This window comes from Aliiroseovarius sp. S1339, from assembly GCF_023195695.1.
Classification (GTDB): Bacteria; Pseudomonadota; Alphaproteobacteria; order Rhodobacterales; family Rhodobacteraceae; genus Aliiroseovarius.
Genome location: NZ_JALPQG010000006.1, coordinates 11,155 through 26,372 on the forward strand (window position 1 = coordinate 11,155; position 15,218 = coordinate 26,372).

The following is a 15,218-nucleotide window of genomic DNA, read 5'->3' on the forward strand; positions in this document are numbered from 1 at the left end:
ACCTTAGTAACCGACAGCCCGATCCACCAAATGCAACAGCGGCTCGCCCGCCTCGCCCCGCCGTATGTTTTCCGCAATCACACGCGCCGCTGATGCGGGCCGCGTGTCAGAGGCGATATGGGGCGTCACCGTCACGTTAGGATGCGCCCAATAGGGGTCATCATCCGGCAGCGGTTCAATCCGGAACACATCAAGGGTCGCATGACCAACTTGCTCGCTATCCAGCGCCGCCAGCAATGCCGCATCGTCAATCAATGGCCCGCGCCCCGGATTGATAACCACCGCACCTTTGGGCAACCAAGCAAGGCGTTCGGCATTCAAAAGATTTTCGGTGGCCGGGGTCAGGGGCAACAGCAAGACGAGGATTTCAGCGCGCGACAGGACCGTGTGCAGCCCGTCGTCTGCGCTGTAGCAATCGACGCCTGCAATATCCTTCTGCGTACGGCTCCACCCACAAACGTTGAAATTCAGCGCGCACAACGCCTGCGCGGCAGTGGCCCCCAACGCCCCAAGACCAAGAACCCCGACCGTGCGATCGCGAGCCAAAGGCGGCGCGGCGCGATGCCAGACCGGATCGGTCCGGTGAATATAATCATCCATGCCAAGATGGTGGCGCAGCACATGACCCGTGACCCATTCGGTCATACCTTCCGACAAGCCGTTATCGACCATACGGGTGTAGGGTTGCGTCAATGTCGGGTTGGCGACCACCTTTTCTGCCCCAGCCCACAGGCTCAGCACAGCTTTCGCTCGTGTATAGGGTGTGAAGTCCTGCACCGGTCCGTTCGGGGCATAGACGATGTAATCTACCTCGGCGGGGGCGAGATCATACGACAGGTTGGCCTTGATGCCAAGCTCAGACAGCGCCGCGCCCAACTCGGTTTCATAGATCGGCCAATAATTCAGGTTACCAGCGTAAAGGACGCTCACACTCATCTTTTCTGCCTTGCTCGGTGCACATGCGCGCTTTGCACCAATCCGAACCCGACCAATAGCACCAGCATGGCCGATCCGCCATAACTTACCAGCGGCAACGGAACACCCACAACCGGGGCCAAGCCCATCACCATCGACATGTTGACCGCGAAGAACAAAAAGAACGTCGCCGCAATGCCCAAGATCAGAAGCGAGCTGAACCGGTCCTTATTTTGAAGAGCTGCCGCCACACAGAAAGCGAGGATCAGCACGTAGAGCGCCAAAAGCGACACCCCGCCCAGAAAGCCAAGCTCTTCCGCCAGTGTCGTGAAAATGAAGTCGGTCTGTTTTTCCGGCAGGAAGTTCAGCCGGGATTGCGTGCCTTGCATGAAGCCCCGCCCGGTCCAACCGCCAGACCCCAGCGCGATCTTCGACTGTGTAATGTGATACCCCGCCCCCAATGGGTCGGACGACGGATCAAGAAAGGTATCAATGCGGCGAAATTGATAGTCTTTCAATAGCTGCCAATCGGTGCCGCGCGACATGAAAACAGATGTCACCAATCCGACACCGCCAGCCAGCACTACGCCAAAATACCAAAGGCTGACACCAGCCAGAAACATGATCGCCCCGCCGCCCGCCAACAGCAGGATTGAGGTGCCAAGGTCGGGTTGTTGCAAAACAAGAGCGGTTGGTAGCAAAATCAGGATGATCGGCAGCAAAACCCAAAACGGACGCGAGACCTTCTTGATATCAAGCCAGTCGTAATAGGCAGCAAGGATCATCACCAACGTGATCTTCGACAGCTCGGACGGCTGTAGACGCATGAACCCCAAATCAATCCAGCGCTGCGCCCCCATGCCGGATGTGCCAATGAATTCAACCAGAACCAGCAGGCCCAGCGACAGGATATAACCAAGACCCGCCATGTTGCGCCAAAACCAAATCGGCACCATCGCGATGGTGAACATCAGGGCCATCCCAAGGGCAAACCGCTTCATCTGCGCCGCCGCCCACGGCTCCATACTGCCGCCCGCAACTGAATAGAGCATCAAGAACCCCATACAGGCCACAGCCGTCAGAAGAAGCACCAGAAACCAGTTGATATAGAGCACTTTTCGTAGGCCCGCAGGCACATATTTGACGTTATACTCTAGATAACTCATGCCTGATCTTTCCCTTCCGAAAAGCGTTCGGCAGGTGGGCGGCTAAGCATTTCCTCAATTTCGCGTTGACGCGATCGAATGGTGCCGCGCTGGCTTGAGGGATAGGCTTCAAGCGGCGGCTCACCGCCATAAACGGCTTGAAGCAGAATATCGCGCGCGATTGGGGCCGCGGCTTTGGACCCGCCGCCGCCATGTTCGACCACCACAGATACAGCGTATCTGGGGGACTCTGCCGGCGCGTAACACACGAACAACGCGTGGTCGCGTCGATTCCACGGCAGGTCTTCGTTACGGCTGACGCCGCGCGCGCGTTCGGCTTTGGTGATGTTGCGCACCTGACTGGTGCCGGTCTTGCCCGCCATGCGAAGCCCTTCGGCCACGATCTTGGATCGCCCGCCTGTGCCGCGTTTGGCGTTCACCACCTCGTACATCCCTTGCCGGACAATACGCAGGCTTTCCCCACTGATCGCCATCGGGCCGTCATTGAGAATGGGTTGTTCCACCCCGTTTATCGAACGCACGAGACGCGGTGAAACAGCCAACCCGGTGGAAATCCGCGCGGTCATTACAGCCAGTTGAAGCGGCGAGGCCAGAACAAAGCCTTGTCCGATTCCCGCATTCAGGCTGTCGCCGATCACCCAATCCGCCCCACGCGCTTGTCTTTTCCATGCTTTGTCGGGCACCAGCCCTTCGGCAACGGCGGACAGCGGCAGGTCGTGCCGGTCGCCCAACCCAAGACGACGAGCCATGGCTGCAATCTTTTCGATCCCCACCCGCTGGGCGACATCATAGTAATAAACGTCACAGCTTTCGCGCAGGCTTTTGACCATGTCGACCTTGCCGTGACCGGCGCGTTTCCAACAGTGAAACCGCCGCTTGTGCACCTCAAGGTGGCCGTAGCACTTTACAGTTTCACCAAGGCCGATCACCCCTTCTTCCAGTGCCGCAAGAGCGGTCACCATCTTGAAGGTCGACCCGGGCGGATAGGTGCCCTGCGCCGGTTTCGCCGCAAGAGGCCGGTATGGATCATTCAGAAGCGATCTATAGTCCGATCCCGATATGCCGCGCACAAATTTGTTGGGATCAAAAGACGGTGCAGATCCGATCGCCAGCAAGTCGCCCGTCTGGGTGTCCATGACGACAGCCGCCGCGCTTTCACCCGCCATCCGCGCCTGAACATAGGCTTGCAGGTCGGCATCCACGGTCAATTGGATGTTGTCGCCCGGCTGCCCGTCTTCGCGGCCCAACTCGCGCATTTCGCGCCCGAGCGCGTTGACCTCGACCTCGCGCGTGCCGGAAGAGCCGCGCAAGGTAAGTTCCAACTTCGCCTCGACCCCGCTTTTGCCAATTTGGAAGCGTGGGATTTGCAACAGCGGGTCGGGGTCTTCCAATTTGCTAAGGTCATAGTCTGAGACCGGGCCGACATAACCCACCACATGGGCGAAGTCGGAGGCGCGCGGATATAGGCGCGACAAGCCAACCTCGGGCGTAATGCCCGGCAATACAGGCGCGTTGATTGCCACTTCGGCAATGTCTTCCCACGCCACGCGGTCGGCCACCGTGACCGGCACGAATGAACTGCGACGTTTCATTTCGCTTAGCACGCGTGTGATTTCCTCGTCGTCAATCCAGACGATCTTGCGCAGCCGGTTCAGAACCTTCGCGGGGTCGCCCGCATCCTCACGCACCAGCACGATGCGGTAATTCTGTTCGTTGCCCGCGATCAACTTGCCATTGCGGTCGTGGATCAACCCGCGCGCCGGCGGGATTAGTTGAAACTTAATGCGGTTTTCTTCGGCAAGCGTGCGATATTCCTCGGTCTGGTCGACCTGCATGAACCGCATCCGACCAAGCAAAAGCGCTGCGAACGAGACTTGCAGTCCGCCCAGAAACAGGCCCCTGCGCGTGATACCCCGCGCGCTTTTTTCGGTATCAATTGGGGATCGCTTCATGACGCCTGCCTCGCAATTACGTCATCGCCCGGCTGCAACTTCTCGACCCCCAGAAGGAAAACCGAAATGAAAACGATCATCGGATAAACCGCCGCGGTTGAGATTATCTGCATCAGCGCCAGGCCAAACGGCACCTGATCGACAAAGAACACGGCCAACAAAAGACGTTGTCCAATCAGCATTGCCAACAGGGTCATCGCGACAAGCCCCCATTCGACAAGGAAATGCTGTTCGCGCATGCCGTGTTCGCGACGTCTTAGAAACTCTGATCCTGCAACGATCATCAGGGGCCACACTCCGGGGACGCGCAATAATAGCATATCCATCAGGAAGAACAGAATTGCGACCAGCAAAACCGGCACATAGTCCGGGCGACGCAGCACCCATGCAAAGGTGAAGGCCAGCAGAATATCGGGGCCGGGAATGCGTCCCGGCGTCAGGTCAATCGGCAAAAGGCGCGCGAACAGCACGACCGCCGCAATGGCGACCAGCGCAATCGAAAACAGCCAGCGCATCAGGGTCAAACGGTCAGTCATCCGTCGGCTCCCTCATCCGTTGTCTCGTCTGTCTGCGCTCCCGGGTCAACCTCGTCTGTAGTGGTCTGGGGCGCGGGGGGCAATGCCGGGGTCGACACGATCAAAGCACCGTCATCATCGACCTTTTCGCCGGGGTGGCTGCGTAACACGCGCAGAAACTCCAACCGCTCGTAATCCGCTGAAAGCCGGACGCGCAACCGGCGGTCGGTGCCCATCGCGATGTGACCCACCAACAACCCGGCCGGAAAGACCCCGCCATCGCCCGAAGACACCACGCGATCACCGGGGCGCACCTTCTCGGGTGCCTCAAGAAACTCGACCGGGGGCGCGGCTGTATTGTCACCGACCAGCAGCGCGGTCTGACCCGAGGGATGGACCATGATCGGCACACGGCTGTTGCTGTCGGTCAGCAAGATCACCCGGCTGGTCTTTTGCCCAACGCCCGAGATACGGCCCGCCAGCCCCAACCCGTCGGTTGTGGCCCAGCCATCAATGATCCCGTCCCGCGCACCGATGTTCAATAGCACCGACTGGCGGAACGGCGACCCGCTGTCGGTCAACACAACACCAGTCACATAAGACAGTTGCGCATCCAGACGCACGTTGTTGAGGTTCAATAGCTGCGCGTTTTCTTGTTCAAGCTGCAGCGCCGCCTCCTTCCAGGCTTTCATCTGTTGTAATTCGCGCCGCAATTCTTGGTTCTGCTCATAGATGCGTTGATAGGACTGGAAATCCTCGACCATGCCGACAAGCCGGGTGACAGGCACCAAGGCCCAGTCGAAACTTGGCACAACGCGGTCAATAAGGTTTGCCCGGACCCGCTCAACCCGCGGGCTGTCAATACGCCAGACTAGAAAGATCAGAAGCAGACACACCATCAGAATCCCGACAAGAAGCCTGCGCAACGGGCGGGCGTATATGTCGCTCTGATTGGTCTTCTTTGCCAAAATGGCCTCCGGTCACCCCAGACGAGACCGGCCCCGATTGCGCGGGGCGGGCTTGTCAGCTGTCGTAATCGATGACGTGGCGCAGTTGTTTTTCAAACTCCAGCGCTTTACCGGTGCCCAAAGCCACACAGTTCAGGCTTTCATCTGCGACAGAAATCGACAGGCCAGTTTGTTCGCGCAGAGCAAGGTCCAACTCGCCCAGCAACGCACCGCCGCCGGTCAACATCACTCCACGGTCAACGATATCCGCCGCCAGATCGGGCGGGGTTGCTTCCAGCGCTATCATCACCGCTTCGCAAATCTGCTGGACAGGTTCGGCCAGTGCCTCAGCCACCTGCGCCTGAGATATTTCGGTTTCTTTCGGAACACCGTTCAGAAGGTCGCGCCCGCGAATTTTCAGCGAAGCACCACGCCCGTCATCGGGCATTCGTGCCGTGCCGATCGAGGTCTTGATGCGTTCCGCCGTGGTTTCGCCCACCAGAATATTTTGCTGGCGGCGCAAATAATTGATGATCGCATCATCCATACGGTCGCCACCGACGCGCACCGAACGCGCATAAACGATATCGCCCAGCGACATCACAGCCACCTCGGTCGTGCCGCCACCGATATCAACAACCATGTTACCCGTCGGGTCGGTGATCGGCATACCGGCACCAATCGCGGCTGCAATCGGTTCAGCAACCAACCCGGCCTTACGCGCTCCAGCCGAAATCACCGACTGGCGAATCGCGCGTTTTTCAACAGGCGTCGCGCCGTGGGGCACACAGACAATGATTTTTGGCTTCGAGAAAGTTGTGCGCTTGTGCACTTTGCGGATGAAATGCTTGATCATCTCTTCGGCGCTGTCGAAATCGGCAATGACGCCTTCGCGCATCGGGCGGATCGCTTCGATAGAACCGGGTGTTCGGCCCAGCATCAGCTTTGCATCTTCGCCAACGGCCAGCACTTTCTTGACGCCATCTTTAACGTGGTATGCAACGACGGAAGGTTCGTTAAGGACAATGCCCTTGCCCTTCACGTAAACCAGAGTGTTCGCCGTCCCAAGGTCAATTGCCATGTCCGACGAAAACAGACTCAAAAACCCAACCATCACTGCCTACCCCGTTTGAATACCCTTATCATCCGCGATTCCCCAACGGGAGCAGACCGAGGAATATATAGGGCTCAGCAAGCGCAGGTGAAAGCCCTAATACGCAAATGCAGGCGGCTTATCGCTTAGATAGAAAGGTGAAATCAGCGTGTTTGCGACCAGCCAACCAGCTTAACTGTGGGTTGGCCAAATCCTGTGTTCGTCATCAATGATAAAGGTATGAGCATGTTGCTGCCCTTCGCCGCCATGGGCCTGCATGTGGGGGTGGTCGGGGGGCAGGTTTGGGTGGCTGTGTTCGATTATTCGCTCTTCGTTGGCAGGCCACAGCCAGATCGCGGCCACGACACCCAAGGCACCAAGCCCGCCAAGTACCAGCAAGGCAGTTGACAGGCCCGCGCCCTGCCCCACCCAACCGGCCAGCGGATAGGTCACCAGCCAACAGGCGTGGGATAGTGCGAATTGCGCCGCAAAAATCGCAGGTCGATCCTCTGCATGGGCTGAAATGCGCAATAGCCTGCCTGACGGCGTCAGGATGGCGGAATAAAACGTGCCCATCAGCCCCCAGATCAGCAAAAACAGCCACCAGGGTGGCAGTGCATCACCTGCGCTTAGCGCCGCGAACACCAGTGCCAGGCCGGTTAAGACGACAGCCGATGGCACCATTACGTCACGTTCGCGAATATGCAAAAGCACTCGTGGCAGCGAAATCGCGGCCAGCATGGACCCGCCGCCAAACGCCGCCATAGCGATACCCAACGCGCGTTCGTCAAGCCCGTACTCGGCGCGCACAAGCACGACCGAATTCACCAGAACGAACGCGCCAATCGCGGCGGCCGTCAAATTCAGCGCCAACAACCCACGCAATCGCGGGGTTGCAAGATAGATCCGACTGCCCCGCGTCAGACGCTCACGAAACGGGCGTTTTTCACCCGCGCGGGCGCGTTGCGGCAAAGATGTTCGCGCCACGAGTGCGGCTGAGAACAGAAACCCGATAATCGTCCCAACGAACAGCCCGTGAAACGAGATGACCAGCAGCAACATCGCGGCAAGTGCCGGGCTGAGAAGGTTCTCAAGGTCATAGGCCAAACGGGACAGCGACAGCGCCTGGGTATAGTCTTCTTCGTCGGGCAATACATCTGGGATCGTGGCTTGAAACACTGGCGTGAAACTGGCCGATGCTGTTTGCAGCAGGAAGATCAGCACATAGATCTGCCAAACCTCGGTCACGAATGGCAGTGCCAGCGCGACAGCGGCGCGCACCAGATCGGCGCCGATCAAGACAGCCTTCCGTGGCAGGCGTTCGGCGATGGCCGCCAAAACAGGGGACAAACCGACATAGGCGACCATCTTGATGGTAAACGCTGTGCCCAGAACAGCCCCCGCAGCATCCCCCGCCAGTTCATACGCCAGCAGGCTTAGCGCGATGGTCATTAGACCCGTTCCAAGCAGTGCCACCACCTGAGCAGTGAACAACGTGGCGTATGTGCGATTTGAAAGGGCGCGTATCATGCGGGCGAGTTTAGCCGCGCCCGCATGACGGTCAATGGATCACACTGCCTCGGGTTTGGTTTTTTCGCGCCGAACCAACAGGTTGTTCAGGGCGTTCACGTAAGCCTTGGCAGACGCCACGACCGTATCGGTGTCCGACGATTGGCCGGTGACGATCTTGCCGTTTTCCTCCATCCGCACCGACACTGTGGCTTGCGCGTCGGTGCCTTCTGTAACGGCATGCACCTGATACAGTTGCAGGCGCGCGTCATGCGGGAACAGCATCTGGATCGCGTTGAAGGTCGCGTCGACCGGGCCATCGCCCGTGGCGGTTTTCTGGTGATCGACACCGTCAATCTCCAACGTCAGGTCCGCGGATTGAGGCGCTTCGGTGCCACAAATCACGCGCAGGAATTTCACCTGAATGCGGTCATTGGCGGCGTCCGTTCCGTCGCGCATCAAGGCGATCAGGTCGTCGTCAAAGACCTCTTTCTTGCGGTCGGCCAGTTCCTTGAACCGCACGAACACGTCTTTCAACTGGTTGTCGCCCACATCAAAGCCCAGCTGGTTCAACCGGTCGCGCAACGCCGCCCGGCCCGAGTGCTTGCCCAGCACCAGGCTGGTTTCGGACAGACCCACATCTTCAGGGCGCATAATCTCGAACGTCTCGGCATTTTTCAGCATGCCGTCTTGGTGGATGCCGCTTTCATGGGCGAACGCGTTTTTGCCAACGATGGCCTTGTTATACTGGACCGCGAAGCCCGACACCTGCGCCACGCGGCGCGAGATGTTCATGATCTTTGTCGTGTCCACGCCGGTATCCCACGGCATGATGTCGTGGCGCACTTTCAAGGCCATTACGACCTCTTCCAACGCCGTGTTGCCCGCACGTTCGCCCAGACCGTTGATCGTGCATTCGATTTGGCGCGCACCTGCTTCGACCGCGGCCAGAGAGTTTGCAGTCGCCATGCCCAAATCATTGTGACAATGCGTGGCAAAAGTCACCTCGTCCGCGCCCGGCACCTTGTCGATCAGCATGCGGATCAGATCGGCACTTTCGCGCGGGGCGGTATAGCCGACCGTATCGGGGATGTTGATCGTCGTGGCGCCCGCTTTGATCGCAATTTCGATCACCCGGCACAGATAGTCATGTTCAGTCCGTGTCGCGTCCATCGCCGACCACTGCACATCGTCCGTCAGATTGCGCGCATGGGTGACGGTTTCATGGATCAGATCCGCCATCGCGTCTTTGGTCAGGTTGGGGATTTCGCGGTGCAGGGGTGACGTGCCGATGAAGGTGTGGATACGTGGCTTGGCGGCGTGGCGCACGGCTTCGGCGCAGCGGTCGATATCCTTGAAATTCGCGCGGCTCAGCCCGCAAATCACCGATCGTTTCGACCGTTTCGCAATCTCGCTCACCGCTGCGAAATCGCCCTCGGACGCAATCGGGAAACCAGCTTCGATGATGTCGACGCCCATGTCGTCCAGCATCTCGGCGATTTCCAGCTTTTCGTCATGGGTCATGGTTGCGCCGGGGCTTTGTTCGCCGTCACGCAGGGTCGTGTCGAATATCAACACATTGTCAGAGGTCTTTTTCATTGTTTTATCTTCTCAATATCAGTGCCTTAGCCAGTTGCCCCAAAGGACGGACCCGGTTCGGGTGCAATGTTCCAACTATGAGGCGGAGAATGTGGCGCGGTTTGCATATCCCCTGAGCGGTCGCGCCGAAACGGCACGCTCAGAGGCGGCTAAGAAGAAGCAGAAGGCTCAGGCCCAGCGCGGGGCGAGCGATGATATGTGACTGCGTTTCCATGGGTATGACTATAGGGCGGTTTGGCGCGAGATAAAGCCCCTTTTCGGACCGTTGCCGAGATTTCGCAGCCGCAGCCCTAGTTCGTCGCCGCGGCAGAGCTTGCCTCGGCTGCGGCGGCACCGGCTGCGCTGTCAAGCTCGGGCGCGGGCGATGTGGTTGCCGCGCCGGCGATGACGCCATCCTCCCAATCGCCTTCTTCCTGACTGCCATCAGCGCGGGTCACGACGCCTTTGCCGTGGCGTTTGCCATTCTCGAAACGACCAACATATCGGTCGCCGGTTGCATAGACAGCCGTGCCCTGTCCGTGAAACATGCCCGAGACCCAGTCGCCATCATAAGAAAAGCCGTCGGCGGTGATATATTTGCCTTTGCCTTCGCGCAGTCCCCCAACGAAAGCGCCGTCATAGGTTGCGCCATCAGGGAATTTCGACTTGCCCTGACCATGGGGCTGCCCCGCTTGCCAACCGCCCACATAGGATGTTCCATCCGCTGCCGTCAGACTGCCTTCGCCGCCATACAGCGCGTCTTTGAATGAACCTTCATAGACTGATCCGTTGGCATATTTCGCAACGCCCTTGCCCTCGATCACGCCAGCTTTCCAATCACCTTCGTAGGTATTGCCATCGGGGTAGGTGATTGCGCCTGTGCCGTCCGCCAGCCCATCACGAAACTGCCCTTCATAGATCGAGCCGTCGGGATAGGTCACTTTGCCCTCGCCCTGAATCACACCCGCGACCCAACTGCCTTCGTAACGATAGCCATCCGCGCCTACGAAAAGCCCTTGGCCATGGCGCTTGTCATCCTCGAAACCGCCCTCGTAACGGTCACCATTGGCATATTCGACCACACCATTACCCTTTCGGGTGCCAGCCTCGAAATTGCCGGTGTAGATGTCGCCGTTGGCTTGTTTTAGAACGCCGTCGCCCTGCATCTGACCCTTGGCCCAAGTGCCGTCAAAGATCATCCCATCCGCCTGGGTCAGGACACCTTCGCCATCACGTTCGCCCGCGCGCATTTCGCCGTCATAAACCGAGCCGTCCGCATAGGTCGATGTGCCGCGCCCCTCTTTCACGCCGGCAACCCAGTCGCCTTCGTAGATATAGCCGGTCGGGCTTTGCAACCGCCCCTGACCGTGATGCAAGGCGTTACGAAACCCGCCTTCATACTTGATACCATTGGCATAGATGGCCAGCCCGGACCCGTTGATCTTGCCGTCCACCCAGTCGCCCTCAAAAGTCGAGCCATCGGCGAATGTTATCTTACCGAACCCTTCGGGCTTACCTTTGGCGAAACTGCCTTCGTAGATTGACCCATTGGGGAAGCGCGCCACACCTTGGCCAATGATCTCACCTTCGATGAACTCGCCAGTGTATTCATAGCCGGTTGGCAGTTGCAGTGTGCCCATACCGTGTTGGACACCGCCCTTGAACGTGCCTTCATAAACCGCACCATCTTCGTATTGCTTGGTTTCAACCTGCGCAAAAGCTGGCACGGCAGACACTGCCAGACCGAACGCGACACCACAAAAACCTGTACGAAGGCGACCCATGTCCAACCCCTCTTTATGAGAACCCTTTTCGCGCAAAAATCCACGCGAACCCGGACCAAGCCTATGCGAGCCGCCGCCCTGAAACAACGGTTTTCCCACGCACGGTCTTTATCCCGGACGCAAACCTGCTACATCTGGGCCAAGGATGACCCCGGTGCTGGTGGCCGGGCGCAAAGGATACGCGCGATGAGTAACAATTTCCGCCTGACGCTGGCGCAGCTGAACCCGACCGTGGGCGCGATTTCCGCCAATGCCGACAAGGCGCGGGATGCCTGGGCGCAGGCCAAGGCCGCCGGCAGCGACATGCTGGCCCTGCCCGAGGCGTTTATCACCGGCTATCAGACCCAAGACCTTGTGATGCGCCCGCAATTTTTCCGCGACGCAATGGCGGCGGTGGAACAACTCGCCGCCGACTGCGCCGATGGTCCCGCCATTGGGATCGGCGGGCCGTTTCATGATGGCAAGGATTTGTTCAACGCCTATTTCATCTTGAAAGGCGGCAAGGTCGCGGCGCGTGTTCTGAAGCAACGCCTGCCCAATTTCACCGTCTTTGATGAAGAGCGCCAGTTCACCTCGGCCGACCCGCAAGGCCCGGTTGCGCTGGGCCCGATTCGTATCGGTATCCCGATTTGCGAAGACGCGTGGCATAGCGAGGACGTGTGCGAAACGCTGGCCGAAAGCGGGGCGGAGTTTCTGTTGATCCCCAACGGCTCGCCCTACTACCGGCGCAAGTTCGATGTGCGCGTAAACCACATGGTGGCGCGCGTTGTCGAAACCGGCTTGCCGCTGGTCTATCTGAACATGGTGGGCGGGCAGGATGATCAGGTCTTTGACGGCGGCACCTTTGCCCTGAACCCCGGCGGAGAGCTTGCCTTCCGCATGTCGACCTTCGACGAAGAAATCCGGCACGTCGATCTGAACCGGACAGATGACGGATGGCGCATCGCCCCCGGCCCCATTGCTGTGCATGGGGATGAGTGGGAACAGGACTATCGCGCGATGGTTGAAAGCCTGCGTGATTATATGGGCAAGACCGGGTTCAAACAGGTGCTTCTGGGTCTGTCCGGCGGGATCGACAGCGCGATTGTCGCCACCATCGCGGCAGACGCGCTTGGACCGGAGAATGTGCGCTGCGTGATGTTGCCCTCGGAATACACCTCGCAAAGCTCGTTGGATGACGCCAAGGACATCGCCCAGCGGCTTGGCTGCACCTATGATTTCGTGCCGATCAAGGAAGGGCGCGACGCGATCACCAATACGTTGGCACCGCTGTTTGAAGGCACCAAGCCCGACGTGACCGAGGAAAACATCCAGTCCCGCCTGCGCGGCCTACTGCTGATGGCACTGTCCAACAAGACCGGCGCGATGCTGCTGACCACAGGAAACAAATCCGAGGTCGCGGTGGGCTATGCCACGATCTATGGCGACATGTCCGGCGGCTATAACCCGATCAAGGACCTGTATAAAACGCGGGTGTTTGAGCAATGCCGCTGGCGCAATGCCAATCACCGCGACTGGATGAAAGGCCCCGAAGGCGAGGTCATCCCGGTGTCGATTATCGACAAACCCCCCTCGGCTGAACTGCGCCCCGATCAGAAAGACGAAGACAGCCTGCCACCCTATGAGGTGCTGGATGCGATCCTCGAGGGGTTGATCGACGATGAAAAATCCGTGGCGGAGCTGGTGGCCAAAGGGTTTGACCGCGCGACCGTCAAGAAGGTCGAGCACCTGATCTTCATCTCGGAATACAAACGCTTCCAATCCGCGCCGGGCACCCGCCTGACCATGCGCAGTTTCTGGTTGGACCGCCGCTATCCGATCGTGAATCGCTGGCGGGACGAAAGCTGATCGCCCTGCCGCGAGCGCCTCAGCCCATCAAAAGCTGATAGCTGTGCGGGACATAATGGAACCCGCCGTCACGTTCCTCGACATAGCCCAGCGCAGGGAAAGGCATGTGATAGCCGATGAAGGGCATCTTTTCGGCCGCCAGCATTCCCAACAGCGTCTTGCGGGTCGCAGCCGCCGCTGCCTTGTCACGGTCGAATTTCACCTCCCAATCCGGGTAGGCCAGCGACCAGACATAATGGTTGGCGAAATCAGCGGCGATCAACAGGGATTGCCCGTCGCTGTCTAACCGGAACGCCATGTGGCCGGGCGTGTGGCCGAATGCCTCGACCGCTTCAATGCCAGACACCACGCTGTCACCACCGTTGATCATCGTGGTCTGTTCGGCCAGTGGCGCGACTTTGGCGTCGAACCCGTCATTGCCCGCGGCAGCCCAGTGATCAAATTCGACAGCGCCGGTGACATAGCGTGCGTTGGGAAAGGTGACGCCCGCGTCACCCGCCAAACCTCCGATGTGATCTCCGTGCATGTGGGTCAGCACGGCGATATCCACCTGATCGGGCGCATAACCCGCAGCCGCCATAGCTTCAGTGATACCCGCCGCACTCAGGCCGGTGTCGAACAGCACAAGCTCTGACCCCGTGTTGACCAGCGTCGGTGTGAAAAAGAACTGCGCGGCGGTTGTCGGGATGTTCGCCGCGTCCGACGCAGCCGCAAATTCATCTGCGCCAACATTCATGCCGAAAATGCTCTGCGGTTCCTCGACCGTGCGGTTGCCAGCCAGCAGGGTTGTCACCTCGAACCCGCCCAGCTTGACGGTTTGCGCGGCTGTTTTGGCGAGGCCCATTTGAGGTGCCATGGCATTGGCAGAACCGGCCACCAGTCCGGCGAGGGGTGTCGCGGCACCCGCCACCAACAGGTGACGACGCGACAGAGTAGGCGTGGCAAAACGTTTCATGTGAGACCTCCCAAAGCGATCAGAATTTGTTGAAACAACAGCGTGTAGTATACTCGGATTCTATCATTGAAGGATTCACACAATTGTGACGGGTCCAGCGCAAGAGGGGCACGCCGATGGCGAAGGGCAGCAAGGCAAACAAAACCCAAGCGACAACGCAGGACGTCGCCCGCTTCATCGAAACGGTAGACCCCATGGCAAAGCGCGAAGATGCCCGCGTGCTGGACCAGGTTTTTCGCGACGTGACCGGCTTTCAACCTGCCATGTGGGGGCCAACGATCATCGGATATGGACGCTATCACTACCGCTATGACAGCGGGCGCGAGGGCGACTTTCTGGCCACCGGATTTTCCCCGCGCAAGGCTCGCCATTCAATCTATATCATGCCGGGATATGCGGATTTCGGGGATATTCTGGCCCGGCTTGGCAAGCACAAGATGGGCAAATCCTGCCTGTATGTGAACAAGTTGGCCGATATCGACCTGGGCGTGCTGGCCGAGCTTATCCGCGCGGGACTGCGCGATCTGGACCAGAAATGGCCGGTCGAGGCGACCTGATCATTCCCACCAGCGATCAATCGCAGCGATATCATCATCCGACCACCCGAAATGATGGGCGAATTCGTGCACGATGATATGCGCCACCAATTCAGCCAGCGAAACATCACCCCGCGACGCCCATTCATCGAGGATTGGCCTGCGGAACAGAAAGACCGTATCTGGCGCGGTTGGCTGATCGGTCACCGATTTTTGCGTCAGCGGAATGCCTTCGTAAACCGCGGTCAGCTCGAATGGGTCGACAATCTCCATCTCCGCCAGCAGCCCGGCGCTCGGCATATTCTCGACACGTATCCCGACTTCCAGCGCCTTTTCAACGAACGCAGGCGGCAAGCGCATTCGGGCGTCATAAGCGAGCGCTTCGATATCAGCGATGGAGGGGGCGTATTTACGGGTCAT

13 protein-coding genes are annotated in these 15,218 nt (G+C 59.1%); 2 read left to right on the top strand and 11 right to left on the bottom strand.

Features of this window, described 5'->3' with window-relative positions; all coding sequences use genetic code 11:
• Positions 1-3 precede the first annotated feature (3 nt).
• The 9 genes from MUY35_RS10030 to MUY35_RS10070 form a co-directional block, all read right to left on the bottom strand.
• Positions 4-936 carry a glyoxylate/hydroxypyruvate reductase A gene (locus MUY35_RS10030; RefSeq protein ID WP_248367336.1) on the bottom strand — a complete coding sequence of 311 codons (933 nt, stop codon included), beginning with the start codon at positions 934-936 and terminating at the stop codon, positions 4-6.
• A complete protein-coding gene (gene rodA / locus MUY35_RS10035; RefSeq protein WP_248367338.1) occupies positions 933-2,081 on the bottom strand; it encodes a rod shape-determining protein RodA in 1,149 nt (382 codons plus the stop codon). The genes MUY35_RS10030 and rodA overlap by 4 nt, the downstream gene beginning before the upstream one ends.
• Positions 2,078-4,033, bottom strand: a complete 1,956-nt coding sequence (gene mrdA / locus MUY35_RS10040; protein WP_248367341.1) for a penicillin-binding protein 2 — start codon at positions 4,031-4,033, stop codon at positions 2,078-2,080. Before mrdA ends, rodA begins: the two co-directional genes overlap by 4 nt.
• On the bottom strand, positions 4,030-4,569 hold the full coding sequence (locus MUY35_RS10045; protein ID WP_248367344.1) for a rod shape-determining protein MreD: 540 nt from the start codon (positions 4,567-4,569) through the stop codon (positions 4,030-4,032). Before MUY35_RS10045 ends, mrdA begins: the two co-directional genes overlap by 4 nt.
• Positions 4,566-5,516 (bottom strand): rod shape-determining protein MreC, encoded by a 951-nt coding sequence (mreC, locus tag MUY35_RS10050; RefSeq protein WP_248367348.1) that lies wholly within the window; start codon positions 5,514-5,516, stop codon positions 4,566-4,568. Before mreC ends, MUY35_RS10045 begins: the two co-directional genes overlap by 4 nt.
• A gap of 55 nt (positions 5,517-5,571) precedes the next feature.
• The gene (locus MUY35_RS10055; RefSeq protein WP_248367351.1) at positions 5,572-6,609 is read right to left on the bottom strand and encodes a rod shape-determining protein; all 1,038 of its coding nucleotides are present in this window, start codon (positions 6,607-6,609) and stop codon (positions 5,572-5,574) included.
• 171 nt (positions 6,610-6,780) lie between these two features.
• The gene (locus MUY35_RS10060; protein WP_248367362.1) at positions 6,781-8,118 is read right to left on the bottom strand and encodes an MFS transporter; all 1,338 of its coding nucleotides are present in this window, start codon (positions 8,116-8,118) and stop codon (positions 6,781-6,783) included.
• Between the two features lie 39 nt (positions 8,119-8,157).
• Positions 8,158-9,696, bottom strand: a complete 1,539-nt coding sequence (locus tag MUY35_RS10065) for a 2-isopropylmalate synthase (protein WP_248367365.1) — start codon at positions 9,694-9,696, stop codon at positions 8,158-8,160.
• Between the two features lie 290 nt (positions 9,697-9,986).
• On the bottom strand, positions 9,987-11,459 hold the full coding sequence (locus MUY35_RS10070) for a 2-isopropylmalate synthase (protein WP_248367369.1): 1,473 nt from the start codon (positions 11,457-11,459) through the stop codon (positions 9,987-9,989).
• Between the two features lie 186 nt (positions 11,460-11,645).
• On the opposite strand from MUY35_RS10070, the gene MUY35_RS10075 reads away from it, so the two are divergent.
• On the top strand, positions 11,646-13,307 hold the full coding sequence (locus tag MUY35_RS10075) for an NAD+ synthase (protein WP_248367372.1): 1,662 nt from the start codon (positions 11,646-11,648) through the stop codon (positions 13,305-13,307).
• A gap of 19 nt (positions 13,308-13,326) precedes the next feature.
• On the opposite strand, the gene MUY35_RS10080 is transcribed toward MUY35_RS10075, so the two are convergent.
• Positions 13,327-14,262: an MBL fold metallo-hydrolase gene (locus MUY35_RS10080; protein ID WP_248367375.1), complete on the bottom strand. Its 936-nt coding sequence runs from the start codon at positions 14,260-14,262 to the stop codon at positions 13,327-13,329.
• 116 nt (positions 14,263-14,378) lie between these two features.
• Between MUY35_RS10080 and MUY35_RS10085 the strand changes: the two genes are divergently transcribed.
• Complete coding sequence (locus tag MUY35_RS10085; RefSeq protein ID WP_248367378.1) at positions 14,379-14,819, top strand: DUF1801 domain-containing protein; 441 nt, start codon at positions 14,379-14,381, stop codon at positions 14,817-14,819.
• On the opposite strand, the gene MUY35_RS10090 is transcribed toward MUY35_RS10085, so the two are convergent.
• Positions 14,820-15,218, bottom strand: a complete 399-nt coding sequence (locus tag MUY35_RS10090) for a metallopeptidase family protein (RefSeq protein WP_248367381.1) — start codon at positions 15,216-15,218, stop codon at positions 14,820-14,822.